Source organism: Tenacibaculum sp. TC6 (assembly GCF_050606265.1).
In the GTDB taxonomy this organism is placed as follows: domain Bacteria; phylum Bacteroidota; class Bacteroidia; order Flavobacteriales; family Flavobacteriaceae; genus Polaribacter.
This window is the reverse complement of record NZ_JBOCUK010000018.1, coordinates 52,882-71,121: the sequence shown is the minus strand read 5'-3', so window position 1 is coordinate 71,121 and position 18,240 is coordinate 52,882. Positions and strand designations below refer to the sequence as shown.

13 protein-coding genes are annotated in these 18,240 nt (G+C 32.4%); 8 read left to right on the top strand and 5 right to left on the bottom strand.

Annotation, left to right across the window (positions count from 1 at the left end):
- The 6 genes from ACQY1Q_RS11075 to ACQY1Q_RS11050 form a co-directional block, all read left to right on the top strand.
- A partial coding sequence (locus ACQY1Q_RS11075) for a T9SS type B sorting domain-containing protein (protein ID WP_431005385.1) occupies positions 1-2,952 on the top strand: 2,952 nt, incomplete at its 5' end.
- Between the two features lie 2 nt (positions 2,953-2,954).
- A complete protein-coding gene (locus ACQY1Q_RS11070) occupies positions 2,955-3,902 on the top strand; it encodes a PorP/SprF family type IX secretion system membrane protein (RefSeq protein WP_431005384.1) in 948 nt (315 codons plus the stop codon).
- Positions 3,903-4,121: 219 nt separating this feature from the next.
- Positions 4,122-5,252, top strand: a complete 1,131-nt coding sequence (tgt, locus tag ACQY1Q_RS11065; RefSeq protein ID WP_431005383.1) for a tRNA guanosine(34) transglycosylase Tgt — start codon at positions 4,122-4,124, stop codon at positions 5,250-5,252.
- A gap of 2 nt (positions 5,253-5,254) precedes the next feature.
- Positions 5,255-6,340, top strand: coding sequence for an LptF/LptG family permease (locus ACQY1Q_RS11060; protein WP_431005382.1), 1,086 nt, complete (start codon positions 5,255-5,257; stop codon positions 6,338-6,340).
- Positions 6,327-7,232 carry a DMT family transporter gene (locus ACQY1Q_RS11055; protein WP_431005381.1) on the top strand — a complete coding sequence of 302 codons (906 nt, stop codon included), beginning with the start codon at positions 6,327-6,329 and terminating at the stop codon, positions 7,230-7,232. Before ACQY1Q_RS11060 ends, ACQY1Q_RS11055 begins: the two co-directional genes overlap by 14 nt.
- A 94-nt stretch (positions 7,233-7,326) precedes the next feature.
- Positions 7,327-8,280: an acetyl-CoA carboxylase carboxyltransferase subunit alpha gene (locus ACQY1Q_RS11050; RefSeq protein WP_431005380.1), complete on the top strand. Its 954-nt coding sequence runs from the start codon at positions 7,327-7,329 to the stop codon at positions 8,278-8,280.
- Positions 8,281-8,686: 406 nt separating this feature from the next.
- Here the strand turns inward: ACQY1Q_RS11050 and yidC are convergent, their stop codons facing one another.
- Both yidC and ACQY1Q_RS11040 read right to left on the bottom strand, forming a co-directional pair.
- Entirely contained in the window at positions 8,687-10,564 is a 1,878-nt protein-coding gene (yidC, locus tag ACQY1Q_RS11045) for a membrane protein insertase YidC (protein ID WP_431005379.1), read from the bottom strand.
- Between the two features lie 194 nt (positions 10,565-10,758).
- Positions 10,759-12,372, bottom strand: a complete 1,614-nt coding sequence (locus tag ACQY1Q_RS11040) for a CTP synthase (RefSeq protein WP_431005378.1) — start codon at positions 12,370-12,372, stop codon at positions 10,759-10,761.
- 216 nt (positions 12,373-12,588) lie between these two features.
- Here ACQY1Q_RS11040 and rpmH point away from each other — a divergent pair, with 216 nt between their 5' ends.
- A complete protein-coding gene (gene rpmH / locus ACQY1Q_RS11035) occupies positions 12,589-12,750 on the top strand; it encodes a 50S ribosomal protein L34 (protein ID WP_431005377.1) in 162 nt (53 codons plus the stop codon).
- Positions 12,751-12,855: 105 nt separating this feature from the next.
- Positions 12,856-15,708: a carbamoyl-phosphate synthase large subunit gene (gene carB / locus ACQY1Q_RS11030; protein ID WP_431005376.1), complete on the top strand. Its 2,853-nt coding sequence runs from the start codon at positions 12,856-12,858 to the stop codon at positions 15,706-15,708.
- A 64-nt stretch (positions 15,709-15,772) separates the two neighbouring features.
- Here the strand turns inward: carB and ACQY1Q_RS11025 are convergent, their stop codons facing one another.
- From ACQY1Q_RS11025 to ACQY1Q_RS11015, 3 genes are all read right to left on the bottom strand, one after another.
- The gene (locus ACQY1Q_RS11025) at positions 15,773-16,243 is read right to left on the bottom strand and encodes a DinB family protein (protein ID WP_431005375.1); all 471 of its coding nucleotides are present in this window, start codon (positions 16,241-16,243) and stop codon (positions 15,773-15,775) included.
- Positions 16,244-16,409: 166 nt separating this feature from the next.
- Positions 16,410-17,534: an exonuclease domain-containing protein gene (locus tag ACQY1Q_RS11020; RefSeq protein WP_431005374.1), complete on the bottom strand. Its 1,125-nt coding sequence runs from the start codon at positions 17,532-17,534 to the stop codon at positions 16,410-16,412.
- A gap of 42 nt (positions 17,535-17,576) precedes the next feature.
- Positions 17,577-18,236 carry a YggS family pyridoxal phosphate-dependent enzyme gene (locus ACQY1Q_RS11015; RefSeq protein WP_431005373.1) on the bottom strand — a complete coding sequence of 220 codons (660 nt, stop codon included), beginning with the start codon at positions 18,234-18,236 and terminating at the stop codon, positions 17,577-17,579.
- Positions 18,237-18,240: the final 4 nt, after the last annotated feature.

The following is an 18,240-nucleotide window of genomic DNA, read 5'->3' as shown; positions in this document are numbered from 1 at the left end:
ACCACAGATGAATCAGGCGGTACAGTAGCTGTAACAGTTTATGACAGTAATAATTGTACAGGAAGTACAACGGTAAATATTGCACCGTTTAATAAATTAAGTGATCCTGTTATAACGGTAAGCAAAGCTATTGATTGTGCTACTGGTGAAAACATAAGTATTAGTTATACATCTGTAGCACCAATTCCAAATGTAGAATATACGGTAACTGGTATTAATGGAACTGTTTATAATTTGACTCAAAGTTCTCCAATGGCCAATCCGGAAGTCTTTACAGGTTTAGCTACAGGAATATATGAGATTACAATTTATAACCCGGTAACAGGTTGTAGATTAACAACAGTTCATCAAGTAAATGAAGAACCGTTATTTGATATAAATATCAATAAAGCGCGAGATGTATCATGTATAGGAACGGCTACAGGAGAATTAACGTTTGACTTTAGTAGTAGTAGTCCATATACAGGCAGTTACGATTACCAGTTAATGAACACCAATGGAACAGCAGGAACAGGAGATGATTTTGCCGTAGGTGGTGTTGTAACGGGTAATACCGGAGGTGTTTTAAGCACGGTAGGCAGTTTATCAGCAGGAGAATATTATGTAGTTGTAACCATGACTTCAAGTCCATTCTGTCCGGTAACTTCACCAACAGTGCGTATTGAGGAACCTGTAGTAGGGCTAGGTTTAACTGCTACACCATCATTAATAAGTTGTATCGGACCTAATTCCGGAGAAGTTACCTTAACTGCTAATGGAGGTTGGGGAGCTTATGAATATGAGTTAATAAATACAACTACAGGAACAACAATCCAGAACTTTAGTACTAATAGCACTATTGAAGGATTAAATGCAGGACAATATTCTGCTACTGTTAGAGATTTAAATGGTTGTACGGAAACAGTAACATTTGAGTTAATTGATCCAACACCAATAACAGCAACTTATACAGTAACAGATAATGCTTGTAACGGAGATAATTCAGCTACAATTACAGTAACAAATGCTACAGGAGGTCAAGGAAATCCACCAGTATATACCTATACATTAACATATCCTGACGGAACAGTTTCAGCAAATCAAAGTAGTAATGTATTTACAAACCTTGAAGCTGGAGCTTATATTGTTACGGTTTATGATGATTATTCATGTCAAAGCGCACCAATCAACATAACAATAACAGATCCTACCAAAGTTGTGGCGCAAGCATCAATTATTGATCCTATTACATGTAATAGAAACCAGTCAACAATTGAAGTAACAGGAACAGGTGGAACAGGAGGTTATACTTATAGTATGGATGGTGTAAACTTCGTGGCAAGCAATATATTTAATGTAGATGCAGGTAAACACGAGTTTTATGTTAGAGACGCTAATGGATGTATCTCAGATCCGTTTACTCTTGTAACTGTTGATCCTTATGAAGCTATAGCGTCTAAATTAAATGTAGAAGCTGGTTTTGTAACTTGTAATGGTGAAAATAATGGAGTTTTATCGGCAACAGTTTCAGGAGGTTTAGGTAATTACCAATATGAATTATTAGACGCTTCTGATGCAATCATCAGACCAATACAAACATCTAATATGTTCTCTGGATTACCGGTTGGAACCTATAAGATTAGAGTGTACAGTAGTAATGCAAATGGAGATGTTTGTGAGATAGATACAGCATTACATGATATTGTAGAACCTGAAGTATTAAGATTAAGTGAATTACATACACATGTTACATGTAACGGTAGTACAGATGGTACAATAACGGTAACACCTCAAGGAGGAAATGAAGGATATGAATACAACATAAGTCCGGGATTTGATCCTAGCAAGTTTGTTACAACAAATGTATTTGAAAATCTTGCTCCGGGTGATTATACAATTACTGTAAAAGATAGAGTAGGATGTTATGAAATTATTCAAGTACAAATAGCTGAGCCTACAGCGGTAAATATATCTTTAGTAGGTGTTACGCAACAAGTATGTAGTACAGATCCAAGTCCAACTATTACTATTGAGGCAACAGGAGGTTCTGTTACAGGATCTACAACTAATTATATAGTAAGTATTAATGGAGTAGATTTACCTGGAACGTATCCGGAAGGAACGATAGTTTTAGGAGCAGCAGAAGGAATTAGAGATAATATGAAATATGGTATTTCTGTTCGTCCGGTAAATGCACCTTGTTCTGCTACACCTTTAAATACTGTAATAACAACAACTAAGGCTATTGCTTTACAATTACAGGCTGCTTTAAATTATACTTGTCCGGTAGGTAATGTAATTAATGCAAATGTTCAAGATGAATATAAAGATGTAGTAGTTTACTCTTTATATGATAACGGTGTGTTAGTAACTTCAAATGATACAGGAGTATTTACTAATGTAGCTCCAAGTGCTAATTACACAGTTGAAGCAGAACACATTACAAGCGGATGTCCGGTTTCTGTTATCGTACCTGAAGTTATAGATATTCAGCAGTTAGCATTAGCAGTAGATGATACTCAAAAGAATACCTTAATAGCTAACGCAAGTTTTGGTTTACCTCCTTATGAGTACAGTGTTGATGGTGGAGATTTTGGTCCGGATAACCAATTTACAATTCTTGAAACCAGAGATTATAGAATCGTTGTAAGAGATAGTAGAGGATGTGAGGTTGAAATAATTGTAGAGGGTGTATATATTACTATTGAAGTACCAAACTTATTTACTCCGGATGGAGATGGAACAAATGATTACTGGTACCCAATCAATGTTGAAGACTATCATGATATTAAAGTATTTATTTATGATAGATATGCACGACAAATAACAACATTTGAAGGCTCACATCAAGGGTGGGACGGTAAGTATGACGGTAAAGAATTACCATCAGGAGATTACTGGTATACCATATACTTTAAAGAATTATCAGGTCAAGAGAGAAAAATAATGGGTCACTTTACACTATACAGATAATCATGAAAAAGATAGTATTAATAATAAGTATTATAGTTTGCAGTCTTAAAATTTCTGCACAAGAAGTTGAATTACCACAATATGTAATTCACTTGGCAGATAACCCATTTTTAGTTTCACCTGCCTATGCTGGTATTGGTACCGGTTTACAAATTAGGTTAAATGGTGTAAGTCAGTGGATAGGAGTTAAAGGAGCACCAGATACACAGTCATTAACTGTTGAAGCTCGTTTAGCAGATACATTTGGTGGAGGTATAACTGTTTTTAATGATAAAAACGGTTATACATCACAGCAAGGAGCCAAATTATCTTTTGCCAGTCACTTAACATTAAGTGATTTCCATGATAGCTTTTTATCTTTTGCATTAACGTATAGTTATATTCAATTTGGTATTGATACCTCTCAAAATAATACGTCACAACCTGTGCCTAACAGAGCCTATGGAAATTCAAATTTTGATGTAGGAATGTTATACCGATATGAACGTTTTAGTATCAGTGCCAATGTGGTGAATTTATTAGACAAAAAGACCAAAGAGTTTGATTCTAGTGAGCCTAAAATACTGAGAAAGTATAATTTATTTACCTCATATGTATTTGCCAAAATAAGTAGAGAGTTTGAATTAGAGCCTTCTATATTAGTGGAATACAGAGAGTTTGATAAACGTTCTAGAACTGACTTAAACGTTAAGGCAAGAAAAGGAGTAAGAGACGGCTATGTTTGGGCAGGATTAAGTTATACTTTTTTAAATGACCAATTTTTCCGTCCTAATGCTATTGCCCCATTATTCGGATTAAAAAAAGGGAATTTTTATGCTTCTTACGGGTTTAGTATTAATATGAATAAAACTCAAGATTTTAATTACGGAACGCATATGATTACTTTAGGGTTTGATTATGAAAGAAGACCAAGTTTAGCACGTTGTACGCAAAAAATGGTAATATTCTAAGAAAAATAACGATAAATAAAAAAGCCCTCATTTTTTGAGGGCTTTTTTATTTATCACTAGATACGTGTAATAAACTAATACTATGTATTAATATACATATAAGAAATGGCGGTTTATGACTAATCATAATTTTGCTTCTAAAGCTAAAAATAAAAACAATATGAAACTTTTAACTTTCTACTTTCCAACATTAAACTTACATGTGTATCTTTGCCGACTATGCAGTTTGATTTAAAAATAACAGACCCGAAAAGTAAGGCGCGTGCAGGTGTTATCACCACAGATCACGGAACAATTGAAACGCCTATATTTATGCCGGTAGGTACAGTAGGTACGGTAAAAGGAGTACATCAGTCAGAATTAAAAAATGAGATAAATCCTGATATTATTTTAGGTAATACGTATCATCTTTATTTACGACCTCAAACAGAAATTCTTGAGCAAGCAGGAGGTTTGCACAAGTTTATGAATTGGGATCGTAATATTTTAACAGATAGTGGAGGGTACCAAGTATATTCTTTATCCGGAAGAAGAAAAATAAATGAAGAAGGAGTAAAATTTAAAAGCCATATTGACGGTTCATTACATTTTTTTACTCCGGAAAGTGTTATGGAAATTCAACGATCAATCGGAGCCGATATTATTATGGCTTTTGATGAATGTACGCCTTATCCATGTGATTATACATACGCCAAACAATCTATGCACATGACGCATCGTTGGTTAAAAAGATGTATTAATCATCTTGAAAAAGTACCCGTAAAATATGGATATAATCAAACACTTTTTCCAATAGTACAAGGAAGTACCTATACAGATTTAAGAAAACAATCAGCAGAGTTTATCGCTTCAGTTGGAGCTGAAGGAAATGCAATCGGAGGACTATCAGTAGGTGAGCCGGCAGAGGAAATGTATGCAATGACCGATGTGGTATGTAGTATCTTACCGGAAGACAAACCACGTTATTTAATGGGGGTAGGAACTCCTATTAATATTTTAGAAAACATAGCTTTAGGAGTTGATATGTTTGATTGTGTTATGCCAACACGAAACGCAAGAAATGGAATGCTGTTTACTGCCCACGGATCAATCAATATTAAAAACAAAAAATGGGAAAATGACTTTTCTCCAATTGATGAAATGGGAATAACCTACGTAGATACGATGTATTCAAAGGCGTATTTAAGACATCTTTTTGCAGCTAATGAAATGTTAGGTAAACAAATAGCTTCCATACATAATTTAGGTTTTTATTTATGGCTTGTTAGAGAGGCAAGAAAGCATATTTTAGAAGGAGATTTTTCTACTTGGAAAGATAAGATGGTTAAACAAATGAATAAACGTTTGTAAGATTGAAACTATTAGATAGATACATATTAAAACGTTATTTGGTAACTTTTTTATTTACCCTTTTAATATTAATACCAATAGCGGTTGCCATTGATATAGCTGAGAAAATCGATAAGTTTTTACGCCATGAAAACTTAACGTTGTTTGAGGTAGTAAATGATTATTATAAAAATTTTATAATCTACTACGCAAATACATTTATGCCGTTAGCATTATTTATTGCGGTCATACTATTTACATCTAAGCTGGCAAACAACACAGAAATTGTAGCTATTAATAGTTCGCAAATATCCTTTACACGTTTTCTTTACCCTTATTTTGTTGGAGCAACTATTTTAACAACGGTGGCTTTATTAATGAACCACTTTTTTGTTCCTACCAGTAGTAAAACAAGAAGACTTTTTGAAAAAAAATACCTTTCTAGTAAAGAGTATGTAGATCATACAGTACGAGATTTTAGTTTACAATTAAATGACAGTACATATATTTTTATTCAAAACTTTAATTTAGAAAGAAATTCAGGATATAACTTTTCTACAGAAACTTATGACGGTATTCACCTAAAATATAAACTTACAGCAGATAATATAAATTGGAATACTAAAGACAGTACTTTTAAATTATATAACTGGAAAGCACGTAAAGTTTTTAAAAAAAGAGATAGTATTTTTACAGGAAACTCCTTAGATACTACTTTTGCCTTTACACCTAATGATCTTAATTATAAATCAATTATCGCCCAAGAAATGAGATCGGGTGAATTAAAAGATTTTATTAAGATTTCTAAAAGCAGGGGAATTAAAAACCTTAATGCATATTACGTAGAATTATACAAGAGAACCAGTTTACCTATAGCCTCTTATATTTTAACTTTAATAGCAGTAGCATTAGCACACAAGAAAAAAAGAGGAGGTTTAGGATTAAACCTGGCTTTAGGTTTAGCAGCTATGTTTGTTTATGTATTCTTTATGAAAATAGGAGAAGTTTTAGGGGCTGTGGCGGGAGCAAATCCTTTTATTAATGTTTGGATGCCTAATATTTGCTTTGGTGCTTACGCAATTTACTTATATATAAATGCAAGAAAATAAACTTAAAAATTACCTGTTACTCCATTTTATTGTATTTATATGGGGGTTTACGGCTATTTTAGGAGCTTTAATAACGATTGATGCAATACCGTTGGTTTGGTACAGAATGTTATTAGCAGTTGTATTTATAGCCATCTATTTTCTATTCAAAAAGAAAAGTTTTGAAATAGAAAAAAAGGCCATCTTTAAATTTATAATTTCCGGAATTATAATAGCAGTACATTGGATAACCTTTTTTAAAGCAATAAAGGTATCAAATGTATCAGTAGCCTTAGTAACCATGAGTACAGGAGCTTTTTTTGCTTCATTAATTGAACCTCTTTTTTTTAAAAGAAAAATTCAAGCAATTGAAATTTTACTAGGGTTAATGGTTATTGGAGGATTGTATATAATTTTCAACTTTGAAAGTCAATACACACTCGGAATTGTTTATGCTTTAATATCGGCGTTTTTATCAGCGCTATTTTCGGTATTAAACGGAGTTTATGTAAAAAAATATGAAGCTACCGTAATATCATTTTATCAATTATTATTTGGTGTTTTAGGAGTAACCCTATTTTTATTATTTACCAATCAATTTTCAGTAACATTCTTTAAGTTATCAATGTCAGACTGGTTTTATTTATCTGTGTTGAGTAGTATTTGTACGGCTTATGCTTTTATAGCTTCTGTAAAAGTAATGAGGTATTTAACACCTTATACTGTAATGCTTACGATTAATTTAGAGCCTATATATGCCATTATTTTGGCCCTTATTATATTTGGAGAAAAAGAACAAATGAATCCTGAATTTTACTACGGAGCATGTATTGTTTTGTTTGTTGTTTTATTAAACGGATTGATAAAAAATAGTGCCTCTATAAGAAAAAAAATTAGAACAAAAAAGAGGTAAAAAAGGAGTTGTAATTAATTAACTGTATAAATTTTTAGTATGTTTGCCTTTACAAACAACTGATTAATTAAGTAGAAAAATCAAACTATATACTATGGAATATTTAGATTTTGAAATGCCAATTAAAGAATTAGAAGATCAATTGGCAAAATGCTATGACATAGGAAAAGAAAGTGATGTAGATGTTACTGAAACATGTAGCAAAATAGAAAAGAAATTAGAAGACACTAAAAAAGAAATATATAAAAACCTTACTGCTTGGCAAAGGGTACAATTATCTCGTCATCCAAACAGACCTTATACATTAGACTATATACGTGCTCTTTGTGGTAATACGTTTATGGAATTACATGGTGATAGAAGTGTAAAAGATGATAAGGCCATGATTGGAGGATTAGGGAAAATAGGAGACCAATCTTTTATGTTTATCGGGCAGCAAAAAGGATACAATACTAAAACACGTCAATACCGTAATTTTGGTATGGCTAATCCTGAAGGATATCGTAAAGCATTACGTTTAATGCGTATGGCTGAAAAATTTGGAATTCCTGTTGTAACTTTTGTTGATACACCGGGTGCATATCCTGGATTAGAAGCGGAGGAAAGAGGACAAGGAGAAGCTATAGCACGAAATATCTTTGAAATGTCGTGTTTAAAAACACAAATTATCACTATTATTATAGGTGAAGGAGCCTCTGGAGGAGCTTTAGGAATAGGAGTAGGAGATAGAGTTTATATGTTAGAAAACTCATGGTACTCAGTAATATCTCCTGAAAACTGTTCTTCTATTTTATGGAGAAGCTGGGATCAAAAAGAAAGAGCTGCAGAAGCGTTAAAATTAACAGCTGCTGACGGAATGAAGCTAAAAATTGTTGACGGTATTATTAACGAGCCGGTAGGCGGAGCACACTCTGATAGAGAAGGAGCTTTTGAAGCGGTTAGAAAACAAATCTTGAAAGCTTTAAAAGATACAAAGAAATTAAGCATTGATGAATTAGTATCACAACGTATGGATAAATATGCTAACATGGGGGTATATAAAGACTAGATACTATATTTAAATAAAATAATATTAAAAAGCATCCTACCAATTTTGGTAGGATGCTTTTTTAGTATGAGTATACAACGTTACTTTTTAAAGAAAGTTATATAAAAAAACTTTTAAAGAGAGATAGAGATAAAGAGTAGTAACAGTTTACCTTATTAGAATAATTTGTACACCAAAAATATTTTTTTTAAAAAGCGGTGTACAGTTGCTGTACACCCCAAAAAAATAAAATTGAAAACGGTGTACAAAGTGTGTACACCCAAATTTTTAAAAGTTAAAAATGGTGTACAAAATATATTTTAACCTTGATGATAAGATATAATGGTTAAATGATCAGAAGTATATAAAGAAAAAGGCCTTCAAAAAATGAAGACCTTCTTTATATATTTTACTATTTATACAGTAATTATTTTTTACCTCTCTGTTGTGCAGCTTGTTGTTCTTGAGCTTGTTTCATTGCCGCATCTAAACGTTCACGGAATTTACTCTTTTTAACAGGCTTCTTTTTATTTTCTTCTATTTGTGCATGAATCTTAGCTTCGTCAATTACAAAGTTTTTAATAACAAGCATAATAGCAATAGTTAATAAGTTTGAAATAAAGTAGTATAAACTTAACCCACTAGCATAGTTGTTAAAGAAGAATAACATCATAATAGGAGAGAAATAAATCATCCACTTCATCATTTTACTCATATCAGGCATTCCTTCTTGAGGAGGTGCTTGCATATTAGCTTGCTGGCTTTGGTTCATCTTCATGTAAAAGAAGATAGCTATCGAAGCTAAAATTGGAAACAAACTTACATGATTACCATAAAAAGGAATTGAAAATGGTAATTTAAAAATAGTATCATAAGAAGATAAATCGTTTGCCCATAAGAAGCTTTTTTGTCTGAAATCAATATTGGTAGGGAAAAACTTAAATAAAGCAAAGAAAACAGGCATTTGTAATAAAGCAGGAATACATCCGGACATCATACTTACTCCGGCTTTTCGCTGAACCGCCATAATTTCTTGCTGACGCTTTAATGCGTTTTCATTACCAGGATATTTTTTATTAATCTCCTCCATCTCCGGACGAATAACTTTCATTTTAGCACTTGATAAATACGATTTATAAAGTACCGGAGACATAATAATACGTACAACAATAGTCATTAAAATGATAATTAAACCGTAATTACCAATAAATCCTTTTAACATGTTAAAAACAGGATAAAATACATAACGGTTTAACGTACCAAAAATACCCCAACCTAAATCGGCAGTTTCATCTAAATCTGTTCCTTTATACGTCTTTAATAAGTTATAGTCAGTTGGTCCGTAAAACCATTGCATGTTATAGTTTAATTCGCCATTAGTTAATGCTAACGGAGTTTTTAACTCATAAGCTTTGGTAAAAACAGTATCTTTTTCTTTATCCTTAACTAAATCGGTAGAGGTTAAGGTAGCATTGTTTAAAGCAGTATCACTAAGTAACACAGAAGAGAAAAAATGTTGTTTAAAAGACACCCAATTAACATCATTAACCACTTCAGATTTTCCGGGTCTTATGTAATCAACTTCGTTATCGGCTTTAAAGTAATACCAAGAATACATAGTATTTTCGGTTTTCATACTTTTTTCTTGACGATAAGCATTTAATTTCCAATCTAAATTAATTTGTTGAGAGCTATTAATAACATTGCTTAACCCTTGCGATCTTACAGCAAAACCAACACGGTAATCGTTAGCTTTCATTTCATAACGATACTCTAAAAATTGATTTTCTGCTACTTTTAATTTCATAGAAAGTACCTGAGAATCTCCATTGTTAGTAAGAGATGGCGTAAAAAGTAATTCTTGAGTATTTAAAGTACGATTATCTGTAGTACCAAAGTTGATATTAAATGAAGCGTTATTATTTTTAACTAAGTATAAAGGTAAAGAATCATACGTTTTAAAATTCTTTAACAAAGCTTCTTTGATTTGCCCTCCTTTATTGTCAATTGTTAATTTAACTAAGTTATTTTCTAAAACAGTTGTTCCCTCTTTACTGGTTAAGGCACCGTAAGCAAATGCACCTAATTTATTTTGTAATGCTATTTGTTTTAAAGAATCATTAGCAATTTCGGTAGTATTATCTGATGTAGCTGTGGTAGAAGATTCAGTAACTTGTTCTGTTTGTACTTCTGTAGATGTATCAGGAGTTGTTTCCGGTTCTCTGGTATTCATCCACCAAAGTAAAATACCCCCTAATAAAAGCATTCCTATAAAGGAATTAAAATCAAATTTTTTTTGTTCCATTGATATATTTTATAAATGTCAACCTGTCAGTATGTGTTTTTCTATTTTTTGAAAAACCCGACAAAGGTAGTAAAACTGGCACTATTTTATTTAGTTTTACGCTGATTAATTTTGTATTACTATACAGTTCAAAGGCTGTTCCAAAGTGAAATAAAAAATCCTGCTACTTTAATGTGCAGGATTTTTTAATAGATTTATTTTTTAGATTGTTTTAAAGCCGCTTTAATAAAGTTTACAAATAAAGGATGCGGATTTAGAACCGTACTTTTATACTCCGGATGGTATTGTACACCTACAAACCAAGGGTGAGCAGGTACTTCTACTATTTCAACTAACCCTGTTTTAGGATTAATTCCGGTTGTTTTCATTCCGGCAGCTTCAATTTGTTCTTTATACTTATTATTGAATTCGTAACGATGACGGTGACGTTCGCTTATTAATTCATCCTTGTATGCTTCAAATACCTTTGAATCTTGTGTTAATTGGCAGTCCCAAGCACCTAAACGCATGGTTCCACCTTTATCAGTAACTCCTTTTTGTTCTTCCATTAAACTAATTACCGGATTGGTAACCTTAGGATTCATTTCTGTAGAGTTCGCATTTTTTAAGCCTAAAACATTACGGGCAAATTCTATAACTGCCATTTGCATTCCTAAACAAATTCCTAAGAAAGGAATGTTGTTTTCTCTTACATACTGCACAGCAGCAATTTTACCTTCAATACCTCTGTCACCAAAACCAGGTGCTACTAAAACTCCATTTAATCCGGTAAGCATTTCAACAGCATTTTTAGGAGTTAATTCTTCTGAATGGATCCAACGAACATTTACCTTCGTTTTATTAGCAGCTCCTGCATGAATAAAAGCTTCAGTAATTGATTTATAAGAATCATGTAATTCTACATATTTACCCACTAAACCAATTTCAACCGTGTGAGCAGGATTTTTATGTCTTGATAAGAAATTATTCCAAGCTTTTAATTTAGGTTGTTTTCTGGTAGATAAACGTAATTTATCTAACACAACATAATCTAAACCTTCTTCAAACATTAAATTAGGAACATCATAAATAGTTTCAGCATCTAAAGATTGAATAACATCTTGTTGCTTAACATTACAGAATAAAGCTAATTTACGTTTTATAGTACTGTTTATTTCGTGTTCTGATCTGCATACTAAAATATCAGGACTCACTCCACTTTGCATTAACATTTTAACAGAGTGTTGTGTAGGTTTGGTTTTTAGCTCTCCAGCCGCAGCTAAAAAAGGAACTAAAGTTAAGTGAACAACAATAGCATTTTCTTCACCTAATTCCCATTGTAATTGACGAACAGCCTCTACATAAGGTAAAGATTCTATGTCACCAATAGTACCTCCGATTTCTGTGATAACAATATCATACTCTCCTGTATTTCCTAAAATTTGGATACGGTGTTTGATTTCGTCAGTAATATGAGGTATAACTTGAACGGTTTTACCTAAAAACTCTCCTTTACGCTCTTTATTAATTACAGACTGGTAAATACGTCCGGTAGTAACATTGTTAGCTTGTGAAGTAGGAATATTTAAAAAACGTTCGTAGTGCCCTAAATCTAAATCAGTTTCAGCACCATCATCAGTTACATAACATTCCCCATGTTCATATGGATTCAAAGTTCCCGGGTCTATGTTAATGTATGGATCAAGTTTTTGTATGGTTACAGAATAGCCTCTCTCTTGTACTAATTTAGCTAATGAAGCAGCTATAATTCCTTTTCCAAGGGATGATGTTACGCCTCCTGTTACAAAAACGTATTTTGTGTTATTCATGGTATTGTTAGGTTTGCGCAAAAGTAAGAACTCTGGAAAACACGGCAAACAAAAATGTTGAAAAAGATATATTTTTAACAAAGTGATTTTTTTTCAAAAAAAAAAGAAATTGGATTTGTCAGACTAAAAAACTGTTGTATATTTGCCCACGCTTTTAGCAGACGGAATTTCACAAAAGCAAGAATTAATTAAAGAAGATATTTAAGATATATTGTAATGAGTAAAAGAACGTATCAACCATCAAAACGCAAGAGAAGAAACAAACACGGTTTCAGAGAGAGAATGGCTTCTGCTAATGGACGCAAAGTATTAGCTAGAAGAAGAGCAAAGGGAAGAAAGAAATTGACTGTTTCGTCTGTAGCGAGACCTAAGAAATAATGGTATATTATCATTAAATATAGAGGTGTTACTTTTTTTAGTAACACCTTTTTTTATACCTTGTAAATATATTTTTTATACACAACTATACAACACACATAAGTAATGCCTAAAAGACAAGACCTTAAATCAATTTTAATTATCGGATCAGGACCTATTGTAATTGGTCAAGCATGTGAATTTGATTACTCAGGATCACAAGCACTTCGTTCATTGCGAGAAGACGGAATTGAAACTGTATTAATCAATTCTAACCCGGCAACAATTATGACAGATCCGTCAATGGCCGACCACGTTTATCTTTTACCATTAACCACCAAATCAATTATTCATATTCTAAAAGAACATCCGCAAATTGATGCGGTTTTACCTACAATGGGAGGGCAAACAGCTCTTAACCTTTGTATTGAAGCAGATGAAAAAGGAATATGGAAAGATTTTGGAGTAGAAATTATAGGAGTTGATATTGATGCTATTAATATAACTGAAGATCGTGATAAGTTTCGTTTGTTAATGGAAGAAATAGGAGTTCCTATGGCACCGCAAGCAACAGCTACATCATTTTTGAAAGGAAAAGAAATTGCACAACAATTTGGTTTTCCGCTATGTATTAGAGCTTCATTTACTTTAGGAGGAGCCGGAGCATCTATTGTATATGATGAGAATGAGTTTGAAGAGTTATTATCAAGAGGTTTAGAGATTTCTCCGATACATGAGGTAATGATTGATAAAGCAATGATGGGATGGAAGGAGTTTGAATTAGAATTGTTGCGTGATGATAATGATAACGTAGTTATTATCTGTTCTATTGAAAATATGGACCCGATGGGGATTCATACCGGAGACTCTATAACTGTGGCACCGGCAATGACACTTTCTGATAAAACCTATCAGAAAATGCGTGACATGGCTATAAAAATGATGCGATCGATAGGAGAATTTGCCGGAGGATGTAATGTGCAGTTTGCGGTATCTCCTGATGAGAATGAAGATATTATTGCTATTGAAATTAACCCGCGTGTATCTCGTTCATCAGCTTTAGCTTCTAAAGCTACAGGATATCCAATTGCTAAAATAGCAGCTAAACTTGCTATAGGATATACACTGGATGAATTAGAGAATCAAATAACAAAATCTACTTCTGCTTTATTTGAACCTACACTTGATTATGTAATTGTAAAAATTCCTCGTTGGAACTTTGATAAGTTCGAAGGTTCAGACAGAACTTTAGGTTTACAAATGAAAGCAGTAGGAGAAGTAATGGGAATCGGTCGTTCTTTTCAGGAAGCTTTACACAAGGCCACTCAGTCTTTAGAGATTAAACGTAACGGAATTGGTGCCGATGGAAAAGGCTATAAAGACTATAATCAAATTAAAGATAAATTAAAATATGCTTCTTGGGATCGTGTATTTGCTATTTACGATGCTATTCAAATAGGAATGCCATTAAGTAAAATACATGAAATTACTAAGATAGACATGTGGTTCTTGAAACAATATGAAGAACTTCATGAACTTGAAAAAGAGATTTCTAAATACCGTATAGATACTGTTGACCGAGATTTATTACTTGAAGCAAAACAAAAAGGGTATGGTGATAGACAAATAGCTCATATGCTTGGTTGTTTAGAAAGTCAGGTATATAATAAACGTGAAGAGCTAGGAGTTAAACGTGTATACAAGTTAGTAGATACCTGTGCGGCTGAGTTTACAGCTAAAACACCATATTATTACTCTACATTTGAAAGTGAAATTGAAACAGCTAACGGTGAAAAAATAATCGCCAACGAAAGTATTGTTACAGATAAAAAGAAAATTATAGTTCTAGGGTCAGGACCTAACCGAATAGGGCAAGGAATTGAGTTTGATTACTGTTGTGTGCACGGAGTATTAGCCGCAGCAGAATGTGGTTATGAAACAATCATGATTAACTGTAACCCTGAAACAGTTTCTACAGATTTTGACACGGCTGATAAATTATATTTTGAACCGGTTTTTTGGGAACATATTTATGATATCATCAAACATGAGAAACCGGAAGGAGTAATTGTTCAGTTAGGAGGGCAAACAGCACTTAAGTTAGCTGAAAAATTAGATAGATACGGTATTCCTATTATAGGAACAAGCTTTAAAGCACTTGATTTAGCGGAAGACAGAGGAAGTTTCTCAACCTTATTAAAAGACAATAATATACCATACCCTGAATTTGGAGTTGCTGAAACAGCTGATGAAGCCTTGGCTTTAGCAGATGAATTAGATTTTCCAATATTAGTACGTCCTTCATATGTGTTAGGAGGCCAGGGGATGAAAATCGTAATCAACAAAGAGGAATTATTAGAACACGTTGTTGATTTATTAAGAAAAATACCAAATAATAAGTTATTATTAGATCACTATTTAGAAGGAGCTATTGAAGCTGAAGCGGATGCTATTTGTGACGGAGAAAATGTGTACATCATAGGAATTATGGAACACATTGAGCCTTGTGGAATTCACTCAGGAGATTCTAATGCAACATTACCGGCATTTAACTTAGGAGAATTAGTATTAGAGCAAATTAGAGAATATACCAAAACCATTGCTTTAGCATTAAAAACGGTTGGATTAATCAATATTCAATTTGCTATTAAAGATGATAAGGTATATATTATTGAAGCCAACCCACGTGCATCACGTACGGTTCCTTTCATTGCGAAGGCGTATAAAGAACCTTATGTAAATTATGCAACAAAGGTAATGTTAGGAGAGAAAAAAGTTACAGACTTTAATTTTAATCCTCAATTAGAAGGATTTGCGATTAAGCAACCGGTATTCTCTTTCAATAAATTCCCTAAAGTAAATAAGAAATTAGGACCTGAAATGAAGAGTACAGGTGAAAGTATCTTATTTATAGATAGTTTACGTGACGATCAGTTTTACGAACTGTATGCACGTCGTAAGATGTACTTAAGTAAATAAAAGTAGTATATAAACAAAACAGCCTCATTTTTAATGAGGCTGTTTTATTTTGTAATATTTTGTGCTAATCCCAAATGTTGGCTCTTTCAACGCCAATGGTTCTTAAATAACTTAATAGTTGACCGGTATGTACAGACTCGTGATAGGCAATTCGGTTTAAATAATCTCCTAATTTTTTACTTTGCCCAACTTCAGATCTTTCTATTCTTATATGCTCTAAATCAGATTCGCTTAATTGATGAATCATATTAATAAAAGAATTACGATAATCTTCAGCAAAATCTAATTCGTTTTTTAAACTTGTATAAGGAAGCTCTTTCCATGGCGATTGGTACTCACCTAAATTGCCACGATTTTCTATTATTTTATGAAAAAGATGTTCTCCTTCCAAAACATGTCTAATCATTTCAATACAGCTAAAAGCATTTTCGTCGGGTTTCCAATTCAGGTATTTTTCAGGAATTGCACTCCATAATTTGATGCTTCTTCTTCTGATTTCAGAAAAATTTAATACAATGATTTCAATTGAATTCATCTAAAGTTATTTGTTTTACTATTTTAAGTTGGATGATACTATAAATCCGTTTGGATTAAAAAAGTTAATTAAGTAACAATGATTTGCTCACAAAGCAAAGCTTTTACTTTTGTTACGAAATTTTTTAGTTGTTTCCGTTAAATCCTAAGAGTTGACTTGTAAAATATTATTCAGTTCCTGAAAAGTAATAGTTATTATCAGGTAATTCGTCATTTAAACGAACAATTTTATGGACTTTATTTCTTAAAAGATAATTTTTGATTATAATTTTTGCTAATTCTTTATTTTCAATAGGAGTTAGCATAGATTTTAAGATGTCTATTTGGTGTTCCTGAAAAGCTAGGTTGGTAAAAGTATATCCTATTACTTCATTATTCTCTATCAAAATAACAGCATTTTCCTCAGGAATTCGACCTTTATCAATTATTATAAAGTTAGGATTGTTAAAATCTTTTCCTGTATTTTTTCGTTTCCGTATTATATTATACTTGGGGCGAACACTCTCTAAATCTAAATGATATTTTAAACGAGTTAATAAAGGATTGCCGGTTTCTTCGTAAGTTACTTCAAAAACTCTTTTGAGTATTCTTTCGGCTTTGGTAGTCTTCTTTAAGAATTGTTTATTAACCTCATGTTTTAAATTACTACCTCTTCCTATGAAAATAATATTACCTTCTTGGTTATGAATATAAAAGACTCCTTGGGTTTCCGGAAGTTTATCTAATATTCTGATAATTTGTTGCTTTTCATGCCTGTTATCAAAATATTTTACAGATTGAGTAATAATTTCTTTATCAGTATCTTTATCTAATAATAACTTAAAGAGTTTAACGGTAGCAAAAGCATCACCATTTGCGCGGTGCCTATCAGTAACAGGAATTCCCATATAGCGACATAGTTTGCCTAAACTATATGATGGAGCATCTTTAATTAATCTTTTACTTAGGGTAACGGTACAAAGCGTATTTTTTTTATAGTCATATCCTAAACGGTTGAACTCTGTACGTAAAATACGGTAATCAAAACTGGCATTATGAGCAATCAAAATACAGTCTTGAGTTATTTCTATAATACGTTTGGCAACTTCATAAAATTTAGGAGCATTTCTAAGCATGGTATTGTTAATACCGGTAAGTTTAACTACAAATTCTTGAATTTCTCTCTCAGGGTTTATTAAGCTTATAAACTGGTCAATTATTTGATGACCATCGTATTTATAAATAGCGATTTCAGTAATTCCTTCCTCGTTAAATTTACCCCCTGTGGTTTCAATATCTAAAATAGCGTACAATTCTTTCTTTCTTTTAAAATTTCTAAGCTGATTAATGTAAATCTAAGCAATATAATTTCTAACACCAAATATAGAGCTACCTATTCTAACCATATTACTGCCTTTTTCTATAGCTAACTCATAATCACCACTCATTCCCATTGATAGTGTGGTTAGTGTAGGGTAGGTTTCTTTTAGCTTACTATAGAAGTTATATAGAGATGAGAATTCTTCTGACAGTTGATTTTCATCTTCTGTAAAGGTTGCCATCCCCATAAGCCCTGAAATATTTATGTTGTTAAGTTTGGTTATTTCTTCTGAAGAAAGTATCGCTTCAATTTCATTAAATGATAAACCAAACTTTGAATCTTCTTTAGCTATTTTAGCCTGTAAAAGACAATTGATAGTTCTATTATGTTTTGCCGCTTGTTTGTTTATTTCCTCTAGTGTTTTTAAGCTGTCAACTCCGTGAATTAAGTTCACAAAGTGCGCCATATACTTTACTTTATTTTTTTGAAGATGCCCAATCATGTGCCATTCTATATCTTTAGGAAGAGCTTCATACTTGGTAACCATTTCCTGAATTTTATTTTCGCCAAAAACTCGTTGACCGGCATCGTAAGCTTCTTGAATATCAGCAATAGGTTTAGTTTTTGAAACCGCTACTAAGGTTACATGTTCAGGTAAACTGCTTTTAATGTGGTGTAAATTTTTTGTAATCATTTTA